This is a genomic window from Chryseobacterium joostei, from assembly GCF_003815775.1.
Lineage (GTDB): Bacteria > Bacteroidota > Bacteroidia > Flavobacteriales > Weeksellaceae > Chryseobacterium > Chryseobacterium joostei.
In genome coordinates, this window is record NZ_CP033926.1 from 1853347 (window position 1) to 1878503 (window position 25157).

Sequence of the window (25157 nt, forward strand, 5' to 3'; positions counted from 1 at the left end):
AAAACTTCAGGGGTATTTTTATAATGATTAATATTTATCATTTTGTAAAGCATTCGGGTTTGCCGAAGTTTCCTTGATAGGAATAGGTAAAGTATACCTGTAATCACCATTAGGAAGATTCTTAACCGGAATGATGTCATCTGTAGGGTTCCTGTCCATTTCTACATTTGCCAATACTGCAAGTCTCTTCAGATCGACATAACGGTGTCCTTCAAGCGCCAATTCAATTCTACGCTCTTTCAAAATGTCAGCATAAGCAAACTGTGCACCTGTATAAGTAGGTGTTACAGCAGCACCAAGATAATTTCTAGCCTCCCTTACTTTCTGAATTAAGTCATGAGCTGCTGAAAGATTACCTGCCGCTACTTCAGCTTCAGCTACAATGAAATACATTTCAGATAATCTGAAAACTTTAACATCATTTCTTGTAGGTGTATTTGTTTTACCAGGATATTTGTCAATAACCAAAGCGTCTTCTCTCGTAGTTCCAGCTGTTGCACTTGCATAATTAGCCTTTGGAGCTGACGTTGGATCTACATAAGCATACTTTCTGATATCTCCAGGAATATTCTGAAACAAGTTGTATAAGTTTCTTCCCCAGAACCACATTGGTGTACCATCAATATTAGATTGGTTGGTATTCCATCTTGAACCGATAGTTCCTCCGGCTCCTAATGGAAGTCTGTTTAATGAGAAGATAACTTCACCTCTTGCTGAATCATTCCATAGATTTCTATATGGGTTGAAAGAAGATGCAATTCCATAAAAGGCAGCATTCCATTCTTTTGAACCTATTTCAGGAGCATTATCCCCTGCAGGCTTCGATGGATCTGCGATGGTAAGCTTCAAACCTGAGTTTGAAATTACTTCGTTTGCATATTGTTTTGCTAAAACTGTATTTCCTCTGTAAAGGTTAAAACGAGCCGTAACAGCATTTACAAATCCTTTATCAGTAGCATATCTTCCTCCTGCTGTAGAAGAATATTCTAAAATCCCTCTTGCGTAATCTAAGTCAGCATTAATGAAATCATATACATCCTGATTCTTAGATCTAGGTAATTTAGCATCTGTAGCCGGAACATCTTTTAGAAGAATTACTCCTAGTTCGTTAGGGTTTTTCATATCAGCAGAGAAGTATGCCTCTAGCTGTACATAGCAATAAGCTCTGATTGCTCTGGCTTGAGCAAGGATCTCATTATATGCTTTCTGTTCATCTGCATTAGCTGGTGTCACTTTCTTCGCTCCTTCAAGCAATCTGTTCACTCTGTTAATAACTTTATAATTATTTAACCAGATCCCGTCACTTGCTACACTGTTTACAGTTCCTCCCGTTACTACAGGGCTTGCTGCATCAAGAAAATGTCTGTGTAAAGAGTACTCCTGACCTCCACTTCCTGAACCCGGCTTTACTTCATCTGTAAATACGGCTGTAAAATAAATCTCCTCAATTGGATCCAACTGAGCGTATATAGATCCGTTTAAAACTTCGTTTAGATTAGCAACACTTGTATATAATTCATTCTCCTGTAATTCTCCAGGTTGTTTGATATCAAGTGCATCCTGGCAGCTGTTTAATGTAAATGCTGCAGATGATAAAGTTGCTACAACTAATATTGTATTGATAATTCTTTTCATAATTTTTCTCTATTAAAAATCAACATTTAAACCTACCGATACGGTTTTTGGGTTTGGATAGACGTTTAGTGAATACGAAGTAATTGGCTCCGGATCAAATCCTTTCCAATCTGTCCAAGTAAGAAGGTTTTCTGCCTGAACAAATACCTTAATACCTCTTACCGGTAATTTACCTAGTTGACTTTTGCTAAAGTTATATCCTAAAGTAACATTCTTAAGTCTGATAAAATCTGATCTGTGTAAAAATCTGTCTGAAGCACCTAAGCTTAAGTTGGTTGCTTTCAAAGCAGGAACATCTGTATCTCTATTTTGAGGAGTCCATGCATTTAACAAGTCTGAAGAAAGGTTTCTGTTGGCAGCAGCACTTGGATCAAATACCCAAGACTGTAAGTTATCATAGATCCACCCTCCTTGTTGGAAAGAGAATAATGTATCAAAGAACCAGCCTTTGTGTTGGAAGTTAAATCCAAAACCTCCTGTAAATTTTGCATATCTTGACTTTCCTGTCAGTCTTCTGTCTGCAGCTGTTGGAGCTTCAGTAATGTTTCCGTTTTTATCTAAGAACTGTAGGTTTCCGTTTTCACGATTTACTCCAAGGTATGGGTATAACTGGAACTGACCTGCAGGACCTCCAATAGCATTTACCACATCTCCTGCAAGGTTTTCGCTATCCATGGAAACGATTTTATTAGAGTTATATGCCGCGTTTGCGAAAATAGATAATTTCGTATTTTCGTTTCTGATCACGTTATATTTAATTAACCCCTCGATACCTTTGTTATCAAGAATACCGTCATTTCCTCTAATTGAATAATATCCTGTAGTTGCAGATACTTGAAGATCATTGAACATTCTGGATGTTCTCTTCTGGTAATAATCTACACTACCTTCAATTAAACCTTTAAAGTTATAATCTATACCGATATTCGTTTGTTTTACCTGCTCCCATTTTAAATACGGGTTTGACAAGTTAACAAAGTTGTATCCTAAAATATTCTGATATCCTGAAATACCATCATATAGATCAAGGAAGTTATTTGGAAGTAATGCCAATGGGTTAGAGTTATCAGTCGCAATACCTAAATTCTGGTTACCAGTAGTACCGATTGAAGCTCTTAATTTCAATAATCTGAATCCTGAATTAGCCATGAAATCTTCTTTGTCGATATTCCATCTTGCTGCAACTGACCAGAAAGTCTCCCATCTGTTCGTAGGAAGGAAACGGTAAGAACCATCTCTTCTTATAACTCCACTTACCCCATATTTATCTTTGAAATCATAATCTACTGTTCCAAAATAAGCTAAGGTACCAGCGGTTACTTTTGTAGCACTTACAGAAGGTCTGTAAAGATTGGGTGTATCAGGGTTAAAAGGAATATAACCTGTTCCTGCACCAAATTCCCATTGTAATGGATTTAGACCATTTTGTCTCTGAGTAGTTGAATTAACATGTGCCTTGATATAATCCATATAAGCACCAGCACTAATCGTATGATCTCCAAAAGACTTATTGAATGAAATATTCGTAATACTGTTGAAAGTTAAGTCTCTTGTTGTAGAAAATTCTTCACTACCTCCATATTTAGACTGATCTCCATTGGCTACGCTAATGGAAAGGTATCCTAGTGGTGATCTTGCGAAAGTTCTTTCGTATTCCTTGTATTCAATACCTGTTCTGTTTCCAATGCTAAGGAAATCTGTGATCTTATAGTTCACATTTGCATTTGCAGAAATACTTAATTCTGTAAATCTGTTTCTGATTCCTCCATTAATGTTATCCTGAAGAACCCATTGACGGTTATTAGTAGCATCAGATTTAATAGCGTTGAATAGCTCACTACCATTAGCATATGGAGATGGTCCTATGTAAGGTCTTGAAAGTATTCCACCAAATAAAGGGTTTTGAAGAGTATTGCTGGAGATTTTAGAATTCGTTTCATCATCCAACTGGTTTCTTTTGGAATATCCTAAACCAATGATAGAACCGAAAGTTAACTTTCCATTTTTAGATTTACCGTTAAGGTTATTTCTCATTGTAAATCTCTTGAAGTCTGTAGATCTTACAGTTCCTTCACTTTCTAAATATCCAAGGGAGAAGAAGTTATTGATATTTTCTCCACCTCCGGTAATAGACAAGTTATGTTGTTGAGAGATACCAACACGGGTAAATTGCTTATTCCAATCTGTATCTGTTCCCCAGTTATTGATCTGGTCGTTCGTTAAAGATTTTCCTTTACCTGTTTGTAAATTTTTCTGAATATATAACAACTGCTGAGCATTTGCCATATTATAGTTTGCTTCAGGCAGCTGGCTGAAAGATGTTAATGCATCATAGGAAACCTTTAATCCTGAGTTAAATTTCCCTCCTTTTGTAGTAATAACAACAACTCCATTCGCAGCTCTGTTACCATAGATTGCTGTTGCCTGGGCATCTTTCAGGATACTGAATGTTTCAATATCATAAGAGTTCAGGTTTCTGAACTGAGAACCAGAGGTAATTACCCCATCTACCACATATAAAGGATCCGTAGAACCATTAAGTGAGCTTGTTCCTCTGATCAGAATATTGAATTTCCCAGAACCTGGAGAACCAGAAGCCGAGTTAACTACAATACCGGGAGCAGTCCCCTGAATTGAGCTTAATACTGAGATGTTAGGTCTGTTTTCTAAGGTTTCGGCACCTACGGTTACCGAAGAGGTTGTAGTTTTAGCTTTGGTAGCAGTTTTGCTATACCCTAAAACAACTACTTCCTCAATCTTAGTTTCTTTGTCCTTACTGTTCTTAGATTCTTTTTCTTGAGCAAGTACAGCTTGGCCTGTGAAAAACAGGACTCCTGCTGTCAAAACACGCAATTTCATATTCATATTAACAGATTTTAATATATTCAAGGGGACAAATATGTTAATAAATATTAACAACATCAATTTATCAAACCTCGAAAACCCGCTACCAGAACAGGATTATCCGCATCAATCTCTAAATAATGCTAAAGAAAAAATTTAATTGCTTTTAAAATTTTAACGAAAAACAAACCATTTTAAACAATGAGGGAATTTTAACAAAAAGTAAAATAAAAATCAGCATACATTATTTTATTCGATAAAGTGAAAAATATAAACACAAAACATTGATATTAGAGAAAAAAATTAAATACATTTTTTCTTAATTTTAAGCAAAATAGGGAAAAACAAGCGCTAAATTCCATTAATTAACATTAAAAACAACCCTATAAAAAACAGAGAGACCACCTTAAAAGGCAGTCTCCCTACAGTTAAAATTAAAAATTTGTTAATATATACGATTTAAAAAATCGGTTCAAATTGATGGGCTTTCCAGAATTCTTTTCATTCTTCTTTTTTGCCATTTAAATTATATTTTTCAATATATCCTTATTTTACCATTGCGGATTTTGCTGGGCCGCAAGCGTTGGGTTATTCACAATTTCATCATTTGGAATAGGCCATAATATTCTGAAATCTGTTTTTGGAATCATAGCGACACCTAATGGTCCTGTATACGGAGTACCCAATGTAAAGGCAGATCCCGGAGGCGTAGAATTACCTACCTTAGCAGGAATACCAGGCGTAGGTACCAAGTCATCATAAAGCAATCTATGAATATCACCCCATCTCATTCCTTCTCCTAGGAACTCTATTCTTCTTTCTGTAATAATGGCATCTACAAGATCTGTTGCATTCGCAAATGAAGCAGCAGTATATTGTTGAGTAGCCGGAGTTGCCAATGATCTGTTTCTCACCATATTCAGATATGTAATAGCTGAAGCAGTATTTCCCTGTCTTGCATAAGCTTCCGCCATAGACAAGATTACTTCGGCATATCTCATGATTGGAGATCCATCCGATAGGTTAGTAACATCCTTATATTTATTCACATACTTCACTCCTGCAGAAGAAGTTCTTACCATTGCCGTTTCAGCTCTTCTCTTATCATCCAATAACCATCTTGGATTTCTCCAGATAATAGGGCTGATACATACCAATGATCGATCTCTATACATAGACGCTAATCCAGCATTAGTCCCAGGATTGGTATTAGCTGAATTCTCAATGGAGAAGACAGATTCAGAATTGTTGTAATTATTAGCCAAAATGAATGGTACATCAGGAGTAGCAGTAAGCGTATAAGCAGAACTTAGTTTTGCTCCTTCTGTAAGTACTTTTGTCCAATCTCTCATATTTAGGTAAGCTCTCACTTTCAAAGCAATTGCAGCTTCTTTAGTAGCTCTGGTAATTCTTGCATTACCTGATCTTGTAGATTTACTTGCCGTAAGTAATTCCGCCTGGTCCAAATCAGCAAGGATCTTAGCATAGGTTTCCGCCACAGTTCCTCTTCCTACCTTAAGAGCCTCTTCAATAGCAGCAGGGCTGGTAATTGCGGTAGTACGGTAAGGGATTCCCGGATGACTTGCATTGGCTGTAAAATTATATGGACGGGAGAAATGCTTTAATAATTCCAAGTGAGCTAATGCTCTTAAGAAGTACATTTCACCTAAATAATTATCACGTACCGCAGGGGTAATCACTCCTGTTTCACCTGCTTTTTTCAGACCATCTATTGTAATATTTGCTTTATTAACCAACCCATAGCCATTCATCCAATAATGTGAATTATTAGGAGAACCACCATCATAAGTTGCCGTATATGTTAACTGGTAAAAAGTAGCTGTATTAACCATATCTTCACCGCGTACATCATTTTGCTCAACATAAGCGGCTCCAAATACATATCCTCTAGGAGTATTGGCAGCATCCGGTGCCGTTTTATAAATACCATTCTGTGCCGCATTATACACCCCCATCACAGCCAAATCTACATTCACTGCAGAAGTAAAGGCAATATCTTCATAGAGGTTATTATAAGGTTGTAAATCTAAGGTCTCCCTGTCTGAGCAAGAACTCACCATCGCCATTAATAATGATACCGATAAAACAGACAACCCCCTTCTTATTATATTATTATTTTTCATTGTTATTTTATTTTATAGTGAAACATTAAAGCCCATACTGAATACTCTTTGACGAGGAGTTCCATTAAAATCTACCCCAGCATTCTCCATTTCAGGATCAAGGCCTTTATATTTAGTAATGATGAATGCGTTCTGAGCCTGGAAGTAAATCCTTAGATTTCTCACCCCAATAGACTTAAGAACATCCTTAGGGAAAGTATATCCTAAGCTGATTACATCAAACTTAACAAAGCTTCCATCTTCCAAGAATCTTGAAGTAGCATTACTGGTCTGGTTACTCAATGTATTATCTCCAAAGATCAATCTAGGTGTCAACCCATCCCCCGGATTTGAAGGACTCTGCCATCTTCCTAGAATTTCCGTTGAATTATTGTTGAAGTTCAAGGTCATTAAATCTCTTCTAGTAGCATTGAATATCTTGTTACCACCACTGAATCTAACCGTTGTACCTAAGTCAAAGTCATAGAATCTGAATTTAATACCAACTGCTCCAAAATATTTCGGTAATGTATTCCCCAATACTTTCTTATCCGACAAGCCTAGTGTAGAAGATTTGCTCACATCGTTAGGATTAGAAGGGTCGAAAACTGCATAGGAACCTTGTCCTACAAGTCCTTGAACCAAGCTTCCATCAGCTTTATAATACACTGGGTTACCATTAGCTGCATTCACTCCCCAATAATCAAATCCGTAGATTGATCTCAAAGACTCTCCTACACGGATAATATTGTTTGCACTGGAGAAAATATCAGCATTATTATTAGCAAGAGCCAATACCTTGTTGCTCATCAATGTCAAGTTCGCATTCACATCCAATCCGAATCTCTCAGTATTAAGAACATTGTAGTCCACTGAAAATTCGAATCCTTTGTTCTTCATATCTCCAATATTCTTGAAAATACTATTGTTAGGAACTCCCAATGATGGAGCCAATGGAGCTTCAATAATCATGTCCGTAACTTTGTTCTCAAAATAATCAAAAGTAAATTTCAATCTATTACTGAACAAGGCAAGGTCAACCCCTAAATCATATTTGTTACTTGTTTCCCATTTTAGATCTGGGTTATAAATTTGTGAATAAGCAACCCCAGTGTAATCCGCATATTTGTAATTGCTGAACAATCCTAAATATGGATAATTACCAATATCTGTATTTCCAACTTTAGCATAAGAAGCTCTTACTTTAAAATCAGAAACTACCTTACTGATCTTTTCCATGAAGTTTTCCTTACTTATCGTCCATCCCACAGATACTCCTGGGAAATTACCCCACTTGTTGTTCATTGGTAATGAAGAAAGTCCGTCTCTTCTTATGGATGCCTGTAAGAAATATTTACCTGCATAGTTATAATTAAATCTTCCAGCATATGATAATATTCCCTGCTCTGTAATTCCTCCTCCTGACTGAGGTGTTCCTACGGAGTTGGAAATAATTCCATTATTAAAGAAAGGAGTCGACAGGTTTGTTCCACCGCCATAGAAGCTTTGCAGCTTCTGCTTTTGGTATTCATACACTGCTACAGCACCAATATTATGCTTTTCTCCAAAAGTCTTATTGAATGTCAAGATATTTTGGATGTTCCCTCTTAGATAATCTGAAAAGTCATTTCGGATATACCCATTGGATCCACGTCCATCACCATGTATAGGATTCCAATATACAAACCCTTTGGTCTGAGACTGGTCAACACTTACCTGAAATCTGTAAGATAAATAAGGTAAAAATCTAATATCTGAATAAAGAGACCCGATCAATCTGTTTACACTGGATCTCATTTTATTGTTATTAAGGGCATATACGATGTTCGTAATATTATCTCCGGCAAGCAATGCATTCTGCCATCTACCGACTACCCTTGGATCAGTCGCATCGATGTTATATCCGGTTGGGCTTTTTGGGTCAAAGATGGGTGTATTTGGCAATTGCTTAATAGCATTGTAAATATTCCCTGAAAGTGATGATGCACCCGTATTCAGTCCTATATAATCTGTTTTTGTAAAACTTAGGTTTGTTCCAATCTTCATCCATTCAAATGCCTGATGATCCACATTAGCTCTTGTAGAGAATCTCTGCATTTCGTTAGGAATAGCAACCCCTTCCTGCTTGGTATATCCGATGGAAGTATAGTAGCTTGATTTTCCGAATGAACCTGAAGCTGATAATGTATTATCTGTTTGGAATGCGGCGGATCTTAGAACTGCCTTTTGCCAGTCTGTGTTATATTCTGTACCGAACGCGATTGCCGTTTGACCTGCATTCGATCTTTTCTCATTAGAAATAGCAATAAAGTCAGGAGTTTGAAGTAAATTATACAAACCTACCGGCATTGCATATCCTGCGTAATTGCTAAAGTTAAGGCTTAATTTTCCTCCTTTTCCTTTTTTAGTAGTTATCAGGATCACCCCATTCGCAGCTCTTGAACCATAGATTGCTGTTGCAGCACCATCTTTCAAGACTTCAAAGGATTCAATATCATTTGGGTTAATATCCCCCAAACCATTGGTAGCAGTTTGACCTCCTACATCTCCGGAAAAGATAGGAATACCATCTACGATATACAGCGGTGATGTTCCCGAGGTAATAGATGCAATCCCTCTAATTCTTACTCTTGGAGCTTCCCCCAAAATACCGGTTGTACTGGTAATCTGAACACCCGCAGCCTTACCTGCCAACTGCTGTTCAAAACTTGGAGCAGCAATACTGGCTACATCAGCGGCTTTAATAGATGTAACAGCACCTGTAACTTCTTTTTTCTTCTGGGTTCCATACCCCACCACCAAGACTTCTTCAATTTCTTTTGTGGAAACCGTGTCTTTTTTCACCTTTTGTGCCATCACGCCTTGCCCTATAAAAAACAGGACTCCAGCACTTAGCACTGATAATTTTCCATTCATATTAACAAATTTTAAGATATTCCGATGACAAATATGTTAATAAGAAAGAACAGATTCAAATGAAAATATCCTATCAAACAATCGATTGAAGTGAAAATTATTAATTAAAAATTCATTTTAAATTAATAATTATAGTTAATTTTAAATAATTGTTAAATATATTTAAAAACAATTTAACTTTAACAAAATATTAACAACATTTAAAAAAAATCTAACATTTAATTAAAATTAAAAAATTAATGAATATTTTTAACTTATAAATAAATTAATGTGAAAAATATTCAATATTTAGAATAATAAATAATCATAATTTTAACAAAAATCATAATAAATTGATAACAAAAATCACATAAAACATATAAAAAACTAAAGCATCCCAATTTTTGAGATGCTTTTTATAATTTTATAAGTATAAATATTATTTCTTATAACTATAGTATCTAGCTCCATTTAAAACAGGATTTCCATCTTCAATAGAAACAAGGCCAAATCCATTGTAGCCTGTATTTACAGATTGATTCAATTGTTTTCTGTGAAGCTTTTCGTATGTATCAAAATCAATAGCAGTTCTATTATTCAGGTTTTCGAAAAGATTCCATTTATCCACAACTTTTCTCCAGTTTTCAGAAACCTTACCCGCAAAAACTTTCGACTTAGATCCACTACCATAACCAAAGAATCCTATCTCTTTTCCAGACAAATCTTCATTGTCGTTAAAAGAAGTTTGCAAACCGGAAAGGAATGCCATAAAAATAGAGGCTGTATACATATTTCCTATTTCGGAAGAAGCTCTTTGAGTCTTTTCTATTACATCATTCATCAATTGTACATAATTTTCAGACTTTGCAACAAGTTTTTGCTCTTCGGGAGTTTCATAAGACAATCCGTTTTCAAGACTGTAAATCTCAGTAAATATTCTTTTTCCATGGAAAGCATAAGGAAGATGAAAAACAATATATTTCCAATCCTGATAAGGTTTATCCTTACCTGTAACATCCTTATAATGTTGATATGCTTCTTTTATCCTGTCCTGATAACACTGGTTGGAATACTGCCCATCAAAAACCGGCTCATCTGTAAAAATTTCAATTTTATCAGGATAAACATCCGGAGCTCCCATCAGGTCTTCCTTTTTATATTGTCTTCTTGGTTTGAAAAAATCAAAAACGCTTTCTGTAGCAACTCCCCAATGATTATCAATTTTCAGAAGATCCGGCTTTGCAGAGACTAAAAGCGAAACTGCGCCACCTCCTTGTGTATATTCTCCGGAAGAAGCCAGTTCATACTTTGCATAGTCACTGGCAATTACCACTGCTTTCTTATCAGGGTTTACTCTTACAAAATCTAAAGCATTGTGAAGAGCATCTACTCCACCTACACAGGCAAAAGTCATGTCTACCACATCACAGTTCCTGAATACCCTTTCACCAAATTCGCCCTCCAATACCTTTTCAACCATTTGCATTGCATAGGAAGCCGTGGGCTTAGCCGCGTCTAATGCACTTTCTGTTCCCAGATAAATTCTTGCAATCTCTTTAGGATTGATATTATAATCTTTAATTAACCTTAATAATGCTTCTGCTGCAAAAGTAGCTGCATCTTCATGTACGTCGGGAAGTCCCATTTTATGAAGTCCTAACCCTTTCTCCAATTTGGCAGGTTCTATGCCTCTTTTTTCTGCTAAATCTTTAATTTCCAAATACAAAGAAGGTACATAATAGCTTGCCGCCTCAATTCCAAAACTCATAATTTTCTAAATTTTAAACGAATTTATGAAAGATAACGCAAAAAACAGCGGTTAAAACCACTGTTTTTTATAATATTAATAAGAAAAAGAAAGCCAACAAATTCTGCCGGCTTTACATTTTACTTATAATTTTCAATTGCTTTATTCAAGGTATCAATCTGCTTATTGATACTTGCAGCATTCTGTGGATTTTGTTTTAATAATTCCATCTTTTTACTCAAACCATCTTTCAGCATTTGAACCATCATCATTTTAGCTTGCGGGTTATCTGTCATCTGATTTTTAGCATACCCAGCTATTTTAGTAATGCTTTCAGTTGCCGCTAGGTTATCTGAAGTCATGATCCAGTTGAAGCCATCTTCCGCAGCTTTTCCTAATTCCGGGTTCTGGAACTTAATAAACGGATAAAATACTGCAATTCGAGCAATATTTGACATTTGGGAAGTTACCTTATTCTTTACAATAATTGGAAGCAATTGTGCCTGTAATTCCTCTGAGGCCCCTTCAAGATCAATTTTGTCTGCAAAATTATTTGCTTTTGACGGATCTACGGCAAGAATAGCACCTAGAGAGTTTCCTTTTACAGCATTTGAAACGGCACTCATGCCTTTTTCAAACATCGGAAGATATTTTTTATCTTTCGTTTTTGCCAAGGCAGCAATAGCTGCAGCCTGCGTTAATGTTTTAGGATCATTAGCAGCTAGTTTTTCTACATCAGCTCCTAAAGCTTTAATTTGTTCAGGATTTGAAAGATCCATTAATTGTAAAGCCTGAATTCTCACTCTAAAGAAGGGATCCTTAAGAGCTGCAGACAATAATTTTATAGCAGCAGGACTTTTTCCTAACTGGTCTTTTATCCCTGTTAAAGCATTATATTTATTTTTAAACTCCTTGGAGTTTGTAAACTGCATCAGGTTCTGTTCAGGAGTCTTTTTATCCGTAATCTCTGCCAGTAGAACTCCATCTGCATTGATATTTACCAGATCCGGAGTTTTGGAAACATCAAAACTGAATGTATTCTTTGCTTCTGCATTTACCCAAACATTGTATCTCTTCGGTTTTCCATTATCATATACATCAATTGCCAACGGAAACTCAAAAAGCGGTTCCTGAGTCTGGTTAATTGTAACTGACACCTGTTTTTTTACAGGTTCAAAAGTAAATGAAGAGTTGATCTTCGGGTTACCGTTTGCAAAATACCATTGATTAAAGAACCAGTTCAGGTCTTTTCCTGACACTTTTTCAAAGGAAAGTCTCAATTGATGAGCTTCTGCATTCTGATATTCATACGTTTTCAGGTAATCATTCATTCCGGCAAAGAAAGCATCATCTCCAAGATAACTTCTTAGCATATTTAGGATTCCCCCACCTTTCTGATACGTCACCAGATCGAAAACATCTTCACGAGATTCATAGTTAAATCTCACAAGATTTTTCTTAAAGTCTGATGGATTATGGATATATCTGTTCACGTCCGTCATCAGGTGATAGTCAGCCTGATCTTTTCCGTACTTATATTCGTTCCAAAGATATTCTGAGTAATTGGCAAAAGATTCATTTACGGTAAGGTTACTCCAGCTTTCTGCTGTTACCAGATCTCCAAACCAATGGTGAAATAATTCATGGGCAATAGTATCTTCCCAAGTATTTTCATCGATAAGCTGCCCCGGTTTTTGAAGAATATCACTTCCATGAAGAGTTGCTGTAGTATTTTCCATGGCGCCGCTTACATAATTTCTACCGGAAATCTGTGCATATTTTGCCCAAGGATAATCATAGTTCAGCTTCTTGGAGAAAAACTCGATCATCTCAGGGGTATTTCCGTAAATCTGCTTGGCATAAGGTTCATATTCTTTTTCGATATAGTAATCTACGGGAATATTTCTCCATTTATCTTTTACGATGGCATATTCACCTACTCCCATAAAGAAAAGATAGGTAGAGTGTCTTTTATCCATCACCCAATGATCTGTTCTAAGTCCATTGGCTTCTTTCTGGGAATTTTTTAAAACTCCGTTTGAAAGTGTTACATATTTATCAGGAACCGTCATATAGATTTCCTGTGTGGTCTTTTGGTTGGATTTATCAATTGTTGGGAACCATGCTGAAGAAGATTCCGTTTCTCCCTGAGTCCAGATCTGTGTAGGCATATCCGGTTCTGTTCCTTGTGCATTAATGAAATAAAGTCCTTTTGCATCATTAATAGCCATACTCCCCTGTTGCTTTACTTCGTTTGGACGGGATGTATATTTGATGTAAACTGTATAATCCTGATTTTTCTGGTAGGTTTTATCCAGAGTAATTTTCAGGACATCATCTTTATATTCGTATTTTAAAGGAGATTTTTTACCATTGTTATCAAGGGCAACTTCATGAATCAGCATTGCCTTTGCATCAAGTATCAGTTCGTTGGTAGCATAGAAGTATGGTGAAGCAGTAAGCCACTCCTCTCCATTCATCTGTTCTTTCTGATAATCGAAGTTTACTTTCAGTTTGGTATGTTTAAGTTCTGTTACCTTGGTATGGGTAGCTCTGTATACCTTTTCTCTTCCTGAAGTTTCAGTTTGTGCTGATACGTTTGCGGAAAATAAAATCCCGAGTATAGCAATCGATAAAATGGCCTTTCTCATCTGTCTACTTTATTATTATTTAGAATTATTTTTTTATTATGATGTCAAAAATATCATTGACTAGAGTTTCGTAATCCCCTGTTTTCAATTGTTCCTTTGTTTTGGCAAATGCTTTTTTCAGCTCACTTTCCGGGTTTTCGTCATCTACAACTTCTGCTGAAGTAACTCCCTTCAATTGAAGTATTGCATTCTTAAGCATTTCAGGATCTACATTCTCTTCAATATTTATTTTTAAATACTTCATGATTTATATTTGTAATTAGATATACTACTAATCTCCTTTTTAAAAGGAATTATAATCCGTTATGGATCTTCTTTCAAATTTAAAACTTATTTTAGAAACAATATACCTGTTTTAGGCATTTTAAGTATTTAAAAATAAAGCTGAAATCATTTTACCCTGCTTATTTTTCCGTTTTGGTAAAGAAAAACGGTTGCACAATCTGCTTTTCTCTCCACATTATAAACATGGATCTTTTTGGAATTTATACCATTCATTTCAGATAGCATGGGACTTTCCCAGTTATTGTAGAAAATAGGTTCTCTAAAAGTAAAGTGAGGATTGGTCTTTAATTCATTTGATATATCATATTTCAAGCAGATTTCTCCATTTTCAATATGATTCTCCTTAAGAGCAATGTTTAGTTTGCTGAATAATTCATTGTTAAACTTGCTTGCATAAATCCATGAATTTTTAACACTGATATCCGTGATCATGAGAAGAAAGGCAAGGATTGCAAAACATACGCTGATTATCTTATTTCCTAATTTCAGCTTAACCAATACATATACAATTCCTGAAATCACAAATAGCGTATAGAAAAGCCTTATGGCTCCAAGGTTTCGATTATCAAACCCGAAAACAGTAGGAATATAGGATGAGAAAAGAAAAATACTTAATCCCAGCAGTATTGAAATCAGGGAAATGATTCCTAATGTTTTAAAACGATGCAGTTGACTTTTAAAATCATAAGCAGAAAATACCTTATAAACGACTGAAGACACCATCAATGCGGATATTATTTCTACAATATGAATATTTCTAAGGTTCAATAATCCTTTATACATTCCCACAAAAATGTCCTTGAAAAACAGTTTAACGGAATAGACAGCTATCTGACCTACTCTTTTAAACTCAAAAATCTTCCCTACTTCATCTCTTTGATAGGAATTAACAAATATCTCCGGCTGGATAACCTTTCTGAAAAGAACAATGATCCCTGAAGTAATCAACAGAAATACAATTCTTTTTTTATTATTCTTAATTAAAAATAAATTCAAAAGAATCAACGGAAGAAAAATTTCGTAGCTCAAAATGGAGGCAATAAAAAACAGTGCGCTAAGTATTATATTTTTACGAACGCAGATAAAGTAAATGCTTAAGGAGAAAAAGATGGTTGCCAGATTGGAGTTTAGCATAATGGACGAAAACTGAATACTTGTCCCAATTAAAGAACATGAATACAGTAAGGTAACCAAACTTGCCAATTCTTTTGACAGAATATTTTTGGCTACACAATAAATGGCAATCAAAGAAAGAGGAAAAAAGAGTACGCCTAAAAGATAGATGTATTCATTAGACTTGGAAAAAAAAATCAAGGTTCCCGTGACAAATCCAGACACAGGTCTTGCAGCCATGGTTGTGGAGTCAAGAAAAGAATAAATGTAACTGAAATACGACTTTGAAATTTGCTTTGATTCGTAAAGTTTACTCAGGTCGTCTGAAACAACTATTTTCTCTTTAAAAACAGCCAGGCATATATAAAGATTGTAAACAATTATTAAGATATTCAGAAATATCAGATAACTATTGTTTAATTTTTTTTCCATATTATTTTTCAAAATTTGTGGTGAAAACTATATTTTCACAAGCATCAAAAATAATGGAAATATACCAATTACAAAAGGATATTAAAAATATCGAGTGACATATTAAATTGCTACCGGAGCCTTGATCCCCGGATGTGGATCATAGTTTTCCAGAGTAAAGTCTTCAAAATCGAAATCGAAGATGTCTTTCACGTCCGGATTCAGCTTCATAGTCGGAAGTGGTCTGGTCTCTCTCGAAAGCTGTCTGTTTACCTGCTCAAAATGGTTGTTGTAAATGTGAACATCTCCAAAACTGTGAACATAATCTCCTACTTCCAAATCACAAACCTGTGCTACCATCATTAATAATAGCGCGTAACTTGCGATATTGAAAGGAACACCAAGGAAAACATCTGCACTTCTCTGATAAAGCTGAAGAGACAATTTCCCATCTGCTACATAAAACTGGAATAATGCATGGCAAGGTGCCAATGCCATATTTGGAATTTCTGCTACATTCCATGCAGAAACGATTAATCTTCGGGAATCCGGATTCTTTTTAATCTGGTCAATAACCTCAGTGATCTGATCTACAACTTTACCATCAGCTCCATTCCAGCTTCTCCATTGTGCTCCGTAAACCGGCCCAAGATCACCATTCTCATTTGCCCATTCATCCCAGATACTTACCCCGTTATCTTTAAGATACTTGATATTGGTATCTCCTTTTAAAAACCAAAGCAATTCGTAGATGATGGACTTTAAATGCACTTTTTTAGTGGTTACCAATGGAAAGCCTTTTGACAGATCATATCTCAGCTGATATCCGAACACACTCCTTGTTCCGGTACCTGTTCTATCGGTTTTATCAGTTCCGTTGTCTAAAATATGTTGTAAAAGATCCAGGTAATTTTGCATTTTGAAAGGAATTTTATGGTTCAAATTTACTAAAAAAGCACTCAATATTTGAATGCTTTTTAAAATAGATGTAAACGTTTTTTATTAAACATTTGTATATCTGCTATCTACAGGTTATTGAAATAATCTATATCATGTTATTGGACTACAATACGGAAACACTAATTTTTTCACTGTTTCCATTGATGGATTTTATTAGTCCATAACTCTGCTTGTTTATAAATTTGTCATTTGAATAATCCAGACTTACTGGACCGAATTTTATCAGTTTCTGAAATTTACTCTGGTCGATAATATCCTTTGTTCCATAATCAATGGAAATATCGCCTATCGTTTTCAACTTACCCATTCTGCTGTTATCGATGACATCATCGGGCCAATAATCTATATTTAGGTCTCCTATTTTCTTTATTTTACCCGCTTTTTCTCTGGTAAAGGCAGAATCATCCCAATAATCTACAGTAATACTTCCTATACTTTTCAGTTTACCATTTTTTGCACTGTTCCAGCCCAGCTCATCCCAGTAATCTATTTTTACACCGCCAATGCTTTTAAGCTTTCCATATTTAATTTTATCGAAAGTCTTATCATCATAGTATTCAATTTTACCATTCAAGTCCGGAGCATTAAAATCGGAAATTAACCCCTCAGAATCAAGGGTAATAACAAAACCATCTATCGTAAGTTTTACAGATTCCAGATCATAGGTTTTCCCAGAAACAGTTGCGCGAACCTGTGCATTGATCACAAAGCTACCCAAGAAAAAAGCAAGGAGAAGTACATTTTTAAATTTCATCATAATAAGGATTGATTTACCAGATATTTTCAATATTCTGATTGATATTGTTGATGGTAAATGCTTCTCCCATTTTCTTGCCAAACATTGCTTTTACTAAAGGAGATTCTGCTGATACGGTCATAATTTTTTGATTTTCAAAAATGATTTCTCCCATTGAAGCCGCTACATAAAACAATCCCTTATTGGTTTTTACCAAAGCTCCGTTCTGAACCTTTTCAGAAAGATCTGTTGTTATTTTTTGCAAAACCGCCTGTTGATTCAGGACTTCATTAAGCTGACGTTGCAGGTTATTAATTTCCTGCTGAAGCATTTCTCTACCGGTTTCATACTTGTCACCCATTGAGCTTTTCGTGTCATTATTAGAGGCACGTGTTTCATTGATCAGGTTTTCGAAATACTGAATCTTATCTGTTAATTTGGCTTTGAGTATGTTTATTATTTCCTGTTTGTTCATTGTAATGATATTGTTTGGTTGTGAGCGGTAAAAACCACTCATCAAAATCATAAATTTTAATTCCCCTCCGACAGAGGGGAATATGGTACACTTAAAATTCTGTAATTAGGATTTTATAATTTCAGCCAGAATTTCAATGGCCTTAATTTTCATTTTTCAAATACAGCATAATCTGAAACCTTGAAATTGAAATCCTTACTTTCATCAAAGTTTCTTTTAGTTTTTTCAAAAACGTTTCTGAATGTTCCTGATATATTTCCATCTTCAATGGTAAAGCTTACAGGTTCTTTTGACATATTTAGAACGACCAGCACTTCATCTTTTCCGTTTTTTCTTACGTAGGCCAAAATCTTATCATTAGCCGTTGTATTAAGTAGATAGGTGGCAACATTTGAATCTCCACCTCTCAAGGCAGGATTGGATGATTTTAAATCCAATAATATTTTATAGAAATCTGCGACCTGATATGTTTTATTCCACTTGATGACATCTTTCTCAAAAAACTCCAACCTTTTCATGTTGGGAAGTTCCTGGCCAGAGTATAATAGCGGAACACCATTCCATGTTGCAGAAAATACGGCCATAGGCTTTGCAATAACTGCATATTTCTCGTATTCTGTTCCGTTCCATGAATTTTCATCATGATTGGCTGTAAACCAAGCCCTCATTGACTTATCGCCAATATTAGAGTACTGTATCAACAGATCCTTTAATTCCTGAAGAGGTTCGTTTTTCTTGTAATAATCAGCGGATTTGTGCATCCACTTCCAGGAATAGCTTGCATCAAATACCTTTCCGTACTCAGGGCTTTCCAGCTCATCAAATTCTCCTAACCAAAAAAGAGGCTTTACCTTTTCTACTTCAGGGCGCGCCTGTTCCCAGAAATCAACCTCTACCCATGAAGCAAGATCGCATCTGAAACCATCAATATGGGTTTCTGTTACCCAGAACTTCATGGCATCAATCATTGCCTGGCGCATTTCCTGATTTTTATAATCCAGCTCAATAATATCATCCATTCCTGAAGCAATGTGAAACTTTCCATCAGGATCTTTTAAATAAAATTCAGGATGTGTTTTTGTCCAGACATGATCCCATCCGGTATGATTGGCTACCCAGTCAATGATCACCTTGAAGCCCAGTCTGTGTGCCTCATTCACCATATCCTTGAAATCCTCCATTGTCCCGAATTCCGGATTGATAGAAGTATAATCTGCAGCTGCATAAGGGCTTCCCAGACTTCCTTTTTTATTTTGCTGTGCAATTGGGGTAATTGGCATAAACCAAAGTGTCTTTACTCCCATTGATTTCAGTCGGGGCATTTCTTTAGCAAATGCTTTAAAAGTTCCTTCCTGAGTATATTGTCTTATGTTTACCTCGTAGATATTCGTGTTATGTTTCCAGTCTTTTGGCAAATCTGTCATCCTCCGTGTATTTTTTTGAGTGGTACAGGAAACAATTCCCAGACCAATTATGGCTAATAAAATTAATTTTTTCATTAATCTATTTTTAACAAAAGTAAGAATTTTGGGCAGGAAAAGGGTAAAGAAGCAGAGAAAGGCGAAAAGATAAAATCGAATTGCCCTTACTCAATAGAAAGGCCCCGGATTAAAAATCCAGGGCCTATATTTTGTATATGATTACCTCCTATCTTTCATCATCATTGTCGTCCTCATCATCAAAGACATCATCGTTGTAGTCTTCTTCTTCGTCATCGTCGAAGCTGTCATCTTCATCTGAGAAGTTTCCTCCTGCAACAAAATCGTCATCAAAGCTAAAATCATCGTCCATAAGAGGCATTGCTGATTTCTTTTTAGATCCTCCTGCATTTCCACTTTTGCTAGGAGCTTTCAAAGGAACATTTCCAAACCTGAAAACGGTAATAGGATAAGCAACTCCTTTTTTCTCGTCAATGATCTCTACAAGCTCACAATAGAACTCCCAAAGATCCAGAAGCCCATATTGGAATTGTGCTTTGTCTCCAACACTTTCAAAAGCCTCATCTATGTACACATCTGACATAATCTCGCCATCACCATCATCACTCATATCTTCGAGTGGGACACTTTTTACGATTGTTCCATCACTCTCTAAGAGATTAAAAGCAGAAAGCTCTTCTCCTTGCAGATTGAACGCACTCTTAATTCCTAAATGTAAATTCCATAACGTTTGTTTTCCCTTAACTTCAATATCACGGAAAATATCCTCTTTCGCATCTAATATTACGCGGATTTTGTAAACCATATCAGTTTCTTAAATTACTTTTTTGCCTTTATAATTATGATAAATCTCTGGTGCAAATATATAATAAATGAGATGTGACAAAAAAATATTTCAGGATTTTTTAAATTATTTTTTTTTCTTACATTTTGACGAAATTATTTACTTTTTTCGAGCATAAAACTGAACTTTGTTCCCTCGAGGTACACACTTTCTACGGTAATATTTTCGTTGTGGGCTTCAAGGATATGCTTTACAATAGCCAACCCTAATCCTGAACCGCCTTCTCTCCTGCTTCTGCTGGTTTCTACGCGGTAGAATCTTTCAAAAATTCTTGGCAGAATCTCTGATTTGATTCCCATTCCGTTGTCTATAACTTCTATCAGCACCTTATTTTTCAAGACGCTTGTTTTTACTATAACCCTTGCTTCCTGCCTGTTTGCATAATGAATGGCATTTGAAATAAGGTTAATAAAGACTTGAGAAATCTTTTGTTTATCAGCTTCTACAAAGATTTGTGGATGAAGAGTCTGAATTTGTAATGTCGTATTATGTTTTTCGGCTTCAAGGTCAAGTAAATCAAAAATTTCTTTGATAAGAAGATTGACATCAAATTTTGAAACGGTAAGATTAATCTCTCCGGCTTCAAGCCTGTTGATCATATCAAGGTCTGTAACAATGGCAATAAGCCTTTCTACGGATTTATCAATTCTTTCCAGGTATTTGTCTCGGATGGTAAGATTATCCACTCCTCCGTCTCTTAAGGTTTCTACATAGCCCTGAATAGAAAATAGTGGGGTTTTAAGTTCATGGGAAACGTTTCCGATGTATTCTTTACGGTAGCTTTCCATTTCCTTCATCATATCAATTTCTGTCACTTTCTGCTGATTAAGGTCTGAAAACCTTTCTCCCAGTTCCTTGATGGTAATATTTTCATCATGGTCGTGTACAATCTCCTGGGGAAGAATCCCGGAAAGTCCTCTTACCTGTTTTCGGCCGTAATAATTGAACAAAAGTTCCAATACTACGCAATTGATAATAAAGATCAGGACAACAGAAATTAAAACCCCTGTTTTAAACAAGGGTGTTTCGTAATAGATGTCTTTAAGTGAATCGAAAATGACCACCAAAAAGAGCATTACCAGAGTCAAAAGACTGGAGGCAACAAGTGTAAGTCTGTAAAATTTCAATTTTACAAAGTTTTAATGATTGAACGTAAAGTTAAGGCTTTTAAGTGATTAAACGATCAGTTTATATCCAATTCCCTTTAAAGTCTGAATGGTATTGATTCCTAACTTTTCTCTTAATCTTCTAATATGAACGTCTATAGTTCTTTCTCCTACAATAACATCGTTACCCCAAACCTTTTCCAGAATTTCTTCTCTTTTGAAAACTTTTTCTGTATTGGAAGCCAAAAGATAAAGTAGATCAAATTCTTTTTTAGGAAGCAGAAATTGCTGTCCGCTTTTGGAAACCCTGAAATTATCTTTATCAATGATAAGATCACCAATTTCGATCAATTTTGCATTATCAGAAACCTGAGAGGTTAATTGTAGTAATGCATTTACTTTAGAAATAAGGATTTTTGGTTTGATTAGTTTTACGACATAATCGTTAGCACCCGCCTGGAAACCGGCTAATTGAGAAAATTCTTCGCTTCTCGCAGAAAGGAAAACAATCAATGTTTTTTGAAGTTCTTTCACTTTACGAAGTTCCTGACAAGTCTCAATGCCATCTTTTTCAGGCATCATTACATCTAGGAGGATTAGATCCGGAATTATTTCTTTTGCCTTTTCTATACCTTCGTTACCATTGGTAGCTGTATAGATATCATAACCTTCCTTTTCCAAATTGTAAGACAGAATCTCTAAAATGTCCAGTTCATCGTCTATTAAAAGAATTTTTTTGCTCATCTTCTAGTTTAAGAATTCCCACAAAAGTAACTATTTTCCGTGGTCTTCCTTATTTATGTTATGTTAACTAATTATTAAAAAACATATCATCAATTCTGAATTAAAAAATCGATAATAAAAACAGTAAATAAATACATATAAATCAAATATACAAAACTATTATTAGAATAAACAAAAAAAATATAATTATAAAAAACAAACATCAATAATAAAAAACAGCTATTATCTATTAATACAAACTTCACAATTAATTAAGATTCTCCTAAACTTTTCCTGAAAACTTAGCCCTTATTTTGCCCCTGAAAAAGAAGTAAAATGAAAAAACAACTCCAAAAGAGTATTACGCTACTTGCTTTGTTTTCTGCGGGCTTTGCTTTTGCACAGAGCCAAGTCTTAGAAGGCAGGGTATTGGATGAGAAAGACAACACTCCTATAGAGGGTGTAAAAGTAAAGGTGAATGATCAGGAAGTAACTACTGATATAGCCGGTTATTACTCGATCAATCTGTCACCTGGTACCAATTACATAATAACGGTAAGCTCTAACGGATACAACAGAAAGGAAATCAGTGAAGTTATTGTAAAGAATGATGGTAACACTCACCTTGATATTGTTTTAGATAAGCCCACTACTAAGGAGAAAGAAATTGAGGGAGTTGTAATAAAATCAAATGCAAGAAAAGAAACCATAGCCTCTACCATTGGTTTACAGAAAAATTCAGGGGTAGTTTCTCAGGTTATTGGTGTTGAAGCTATTAAAAGAAGTCCGGATAGAAACACAGGAGAGGTTCTGAAAAGAGTTTCCGGTGTGAGTTTATTTGATGGAAAATATATTGTAGTAAGAGGTTTATCAGACCGTTATAATCAGGCCATGCTAAATGGTATTCAGTTATCCAGTACGGAGCCTGACAGAAAGACATTCTCTTTTGACCTTTTCCCAGCCAATGTTATTGAAACCCTGGTAATTAACAAAACTTTTATTCCTGAATATACAGGTGAATGGGGAGGTGCATTGATCCAGGTAAATACTAAGGATATTCCTAATAAGAATTTCTTTAATGCACAAATAGGTGTGGGAGGAAACTCCATCACAATGGGACAAGAGTTCCATATGCAAAAAGGTGGAAAATGGGACTTTTTAGGAATTGATGACGGTTACAGAAAGCTTCCAACCAATATGCCTGCAAAAAATGCATTCACAATCTTAACGGAAGCTCAGAAAACAGAAATAGGTAAAGGATATACCAAGAACATGGGCTATAATAGCGTAGGTTATCCTGAAAACATAAGCTTACAGCTAGACGGAGGGTTCAATACCAAATTATTCGGAAAGGATCTGGGAGTAATTGCGGTATTAAACTACAGCAACAACAAAAGAAGAACTGAATCTACTAACCGTTTCTTTACCATCAACAACCAACTTGCTGATACCAACTTTGATTATTTCACTGAAAAATACAGCAATGATGTTACCTTGGGTGGAATGTTGAATTTTACTTTAAAACTTAACAACAACAATAAAATTTCCATCAAGAACATTATCACCAATAACTCGGTGAATCACATGTCTTTCAGATCTGGAAAGGACTTTGAATTTGATCCTATCAACGGAACTAATATTATAGCCCGAGAAACAGGATTTAAAAATACTACATTCTACAACTCTACTCTTACCGGAACGCATAAAATAGATGCTCTTGGCGGATTTACCGTAAACTGGTACGGAAGCTTCGGGATCCTGGACCAATACATTCCATTGCTACAGCGTTTGCAATATAACCAGTATAACAATATAGAAGGAAGCCCTTATCTGGCACTTATTTCTAATGGTCTTTCTCAAAAATCAGGAAGTGTTTTCTATTCTACCCTAAGCGATTATTTATACAATGCGGGTGGTGATATTTCTAAGACATTTACTTTATTTGGACAGAAGCAAACCATCAAAGGAGGATATTTATTCCAGGTAAAAGACAGGATATACAATTCAAGACCATTCTCTGTAAGGCTTGAAAGATACAATCAGGGATTACTTTCTCAACCTTTTGAGACTATCTTTAATCAGGAAAACTTTGGAACTGACGGTAGATTTACATTCGATGAAATTGCCGGAAATCAGTACAGATATATTGCTAATACCATTCTTAATGCTGGATATTTACAGTTTGACAACAACTTCACACCTTGGTTGAGAGCCGTATGGGGATTAAGAGTTGAAAACTTTGATCAGCTAGTAGGAAGCACAAGAAAAAGTGATGACCGTTTTGTAAACACTCGTGTAACGGACTTTTTACCTGCAGTTAACTTAACATTCAAGGTAAATCCTAAGATGAATGTACGTCTTGCCGGTTCACAAACTGTTGTAAGACCTGAGTTTAGAGAGGTTTCTCCTTTGGCTTATTATGATTTCGACCTGGGAGCTACTGTAATTGGTAGTAAAAATATTGAAAGAACTAAAATTACCAGTGCGGATCTTCGTTGGGAATATTACCCAAGAAATGGTGAGATCTTCTCTGTGGCAGGTTTCTATAAAAACTTCAAAAAACCTATTGAGCTATACTTCAACCAATCTGGGGTAGGAACGAGTAATACGTTCAACTATCTTAACGTAGACAAAGCTGATGCGTATGGAATAGAGGTTGAATTCAGAAAAAAACTTGATTTCATCTCTGCACTTAGAAACTTTACATTGGGCGGAAATGCTTCCAGAATCTGGAACAGAGTAACGGATGAAACTACGAAAATTGACAGACCGATGCAGGGGCAATCTCCTTACACGATCAATGCGAGTCTTCAGTATGATACCGAGAAATCAGGATGGTCATCTACAGTACTTTTCAACATGATCGGAAGAAGAATTCTTTATGTAGGAAATGATCAGGTTCCACCAATCTGGGAAGCTCCAAGACCACTTTTAGACTTCCAGATTGCTAAAAAAATATGGAAAGATAAAGGTGAGCTAAAGCTAAATGTTTCAGACATCCTGAACCGCCGTGCTAAATTCTACCATGACCTTAATGACAATGGTAAATACGACAAAACTGATGCTCTTGCTATAGAAAGAGTAACAGGAACCAATATCAGTTTAACACTGGGGTACAAATTTTAATATATCCAATAAATAATCTAATAAAATAATTTAATTCTTTATAA

The 25157-nt window shown here is 35.6% G+C and carries 16 protein-coding genes; 1 reads left to right on the forward strand and 15 read right to left on the reverse strand.

Going from position 1 to position 25157, the window contains the following annotated elements:
* Positions 1-27 precede the first annotated feature (27 nt).
* From EG359_RS08415 to EG359_RS08485, 15 genes are all read right to left on the reverse strand, one after another.
* Positions 28-1635, reverse strand: a complete 1608-nt coding sequence (locus EG359_RS08415) for a RagB/SusD family nutrient uptake outer membrane protein (protein WP_076352417.1) — start codon at positions 1633-1635, stop codon at positions 28-30.
* A 12-nt stretch (positions 1636-1647) separates the two neighbouring features.
* Positions 1648-4500, reverse strand: coding sequence for a SusC/RagA family TonB-linked outer membrane protein (locus tag EG359_RS08420; RefSeq protein ID WP_076352418.1), 2853 nt, complete (start codon positions 4498-4500; stop codon positions 1648-1650).
* A gap of 530 nt (positions 4501-5030) precedes the next feature.
* Positions 5031-6623, reverse strand: a complete 1593-nt coding sequence (locus EG359_RS08425; protein ID WP_076352419.1) for a RagB/SusD family nutrient uptake outer membrane protein — start codon at positions 6621-6623, stop codon at positions 5031-5033.
* A 12-nt stretch (positions 6624-6635) separates the two neighbouring features.
* Positions 6636-9518, reverse strand: a complete 2883-nt coding sequence (locus EG359_RS08430) for a SusC/RagA family TonB-linked outer membrane protein (RefSeq protein ID WP_076352420.1) — start codon at positions 9516-9518, stop codon at positions 6636-6638.
* A 418-nt stretch (positions 9519-9936) separates the two neighbouring features.
* Positions 9937-11265 (reverse strand): hydroxymethylglutaryl-CoA synthase family protein, encoded by a 1329-nt coding sequence (locus EG359_RS08435; protein WP_076352421.1) that lies wholly within the window; start codon positions 11263-11265, stop codon positions 9937-9939.
* Between the two features lie 119 nt (positions 11266-11384).
* On the reverse strand, positions 11385-13895 hold the full coding sequence (locus EG359_RS08440; protein WP_076352422.1) for a M1 family metallopeptidase: 2511 nt from the start codon (positions 13893-13895) through the stop codon (positions 11385-11387).
* 25 nt (positions 13896-13920) lie between these two features.
* Positions 13921-14139 carry a hypothetical protein gene (locus EG359_RS08445; RefSeq protein ID WP_076352423.1) on the reverse strand — a complete coding sequence of 73 codons (219 nt, stop codon included), beginning with the start codon at positions 14137-14139 and terminating at the stop codon, positions 13921-13923.
* A gap of 146 nt (positions 14140-14285) precedes the next feature.
* Positions 14286-15725, reverse strand: a complete 1440-nt coding sequence (locus tag EG359_RS08450) for a hypothetical protein (RefSeq protein WP_076352424.1) — start codon at positions 15723-15725, stop codon at positions 14286-14288.
* 102 nt (positions 15726-15827) lie between these two features.
* The gene (locus EG359_RS08455; RefSeq protein WP_076352425.1) at positions 15828-16622 is read right to left on the reverse strand and encodes a thymidylate synthase; all 795 of its coding nucleotides are present in this window, start codon (positions 16620-16622) and stop codon (positions 15828-15830) included.
* 145 nt (positions 16623-16767) lie between these two features.
* On the reverse strand, positions 16768-17421 hold the full coding sequence (locus tag EG359_RS08460) for a hypothetical protein (protein ID WP_123867305.1): 654 nt from the start codon (positions 17419-17421) through the stop codon (positions 16768-16770).
* A 13-nt stretch (positions 17422-17434) separates the two neighbouring features.
* Positions 17435-17875 carry a hypothetical protein gene (locus EG359_RS08465; protein WP_076352427.1) on the reverse strand — a complete coding sequence of 147 codons (441 nt, stop codon included), beginning with the start codon at positions 17873-17875 and terminating at the stop codon, positions 17435-17437.
* A 149-nt stretch (positions 17876-18024) separates the two neighbouring features.
* Entirely contained in the window at positions 18025-19374 is a 1350-nt protein-coding gene (locus tag EG359_RS08470) for an alpha-amylase family glycosyl hydrolase (RefSeq protein WP_076352428.1), read from the reverse strand.
* A 148-nt stretch (positions 19375-19522) separates the two neighbouring features.
* Entirely contained in the window at positions 19523-20119 is a 597-nt protein-coding gene (locus EG359_RS08475) for an IS1096 element passenger TnpR family protein (RefSeq protein ID WP_076352429.1), read from the reverse strand.
* Positions 20120-20253: 134 nt separating this feature from the next.
* Positions 20254-21285, reverse strand: a complete 1032-nt coding sequence (locus EG359_RS08480) for a sensor histidine kinase (protein ID WP_076352430.1) — start codon at positions 21283-21285, stop codon at positions 20254-20256.
* A gap of 48 nt (positions 21286-21333) precedes the next feature.
* Positions 21334-22008, reverse strand: coding sequence for a response regulator (locus EG359_RS08485; RefSeq protein WP_076352431.1), 675 nt, complete (start codon positions 22006-22008; stop codon positions 21334-21336).
* A 315-nt stretch (positions 22009-22323) separates the two neighbouring features.
* Between EG359_RS08485 and EG359_RS08490 the strand changes: the two genes are divergently transcribed.
* Positions 22324-25113 carry an outer membrane beta-barrel protein gene (locus EG359_RS08490; protein WP_076352432.1) on the forward strand — a complete coding sequence of 930 codons (2790 nt, stop codon included), beginning with the start codon at positions 22324-22326 and terminating at the stop codon, positions 25111-25113.
* Positions 25114-25157: the final 44 nt, after the last annotated feature.

Coding starts and splice junctions, on each gene's coding strand:
- EG359_RS08490 (WP_076352432.1), top strand. CDS start 22,324: ATGAAAAAACAACTCCAAAAGAGTATTACGCTACTTGCTTTGTTTTCT.
- EG359_RS08475 (WP_076352429.1), bottom strand. CDS start 20,119: ATGGTTTACAAAATCCGCGTAATATTAGATGCGAAAGAGGATATTTTC.
- EG359_RS08465 (WP_076352427.1), bottom strand. CDS start 17,875: ATGAACAAACAGGAAATAATAAACATACTCAAAGCCAAATTAACAGAT.
- EG359_RS08470 (WP_076352428.1), bottom strand. CDS start 19,374: ATGAAAAAATTAATTTTATTAGCCATAATTGGTCTGGGAATTGTTTCC.
- EG359_RS08415 (WP_076352417.1), bottom strand. CDS start 1,635: ATGAAAAGAATTATCAATACAATATTAGTTGTAGCAACTTTATCATCT.
- EG359_RS08485 (WP_076352431.1), bottom strand. CDS start 22,008: ATGAGCAAAAAAATTCTTTTAATAGACGATGAACTGGACATTTTAGAG.
- EG359_RS08445 (WP_076352423.1), bottom strand. CDS start 14,139: ATGAAGTATTTAAAAATAAATATTGAAGAGAATGTAGATCCTGAAATG.
- EG359_RS08425 (WP_076352419.1), bottom strand. CDS start 6,623: ATGAAAAATAATAATATAATAAGAAGGGGGTTGTCTGTTTTATCGGTA.
- EG359_RS08455 (WP_076352425.1), bottom strand. CDS start 16,622: ATGCAAAATTACCTGGATCTTTTACAACATATTTTAGACAACGGAACT.
- EG359_RS08430 (WP_076352420.1), bottom strand. CDS start 9,518: ATGAATGGAAAATTATCAGTGCTAAGTGCTGGAGTCCTGTTTTTTATA.
- EG359_RS08435 (WP_076352421.1), bottom strand. CDS start 11,265: ATGAGTTTTGGAATTGAGGCGGCAAGCTATTATGTACCTTCTTTGTAT.
- EG359_RS08440 (WP_076352422.1), bottom strand. CDS start 13,895: ATGAGAAAGGCCATTTTATCGATTGCTATACTCGGGATTTTATTTTCC.
- EG359_RS08460 (WP_123867305.1), bottom strand. CDS start 17,421: ATGATGAAATTTAAAAATGTACTTCTCCTTGCTTTTTTCTTGGGTAGC.
- EG359_RS08420 (WP_076352418.1), bottom strand. CDS start 4,500: ATGAATATGAAATTGCGTGTTTTGACAGCAGGAGTCCTGTTTTTCACA.
- EG359_RS08450 (WP_076352424.1), bottom strand. CDS start 15,725: ATGGAAAAAAAATTAAACAATAGTTATCTGATATTTCTGAATATCTTA.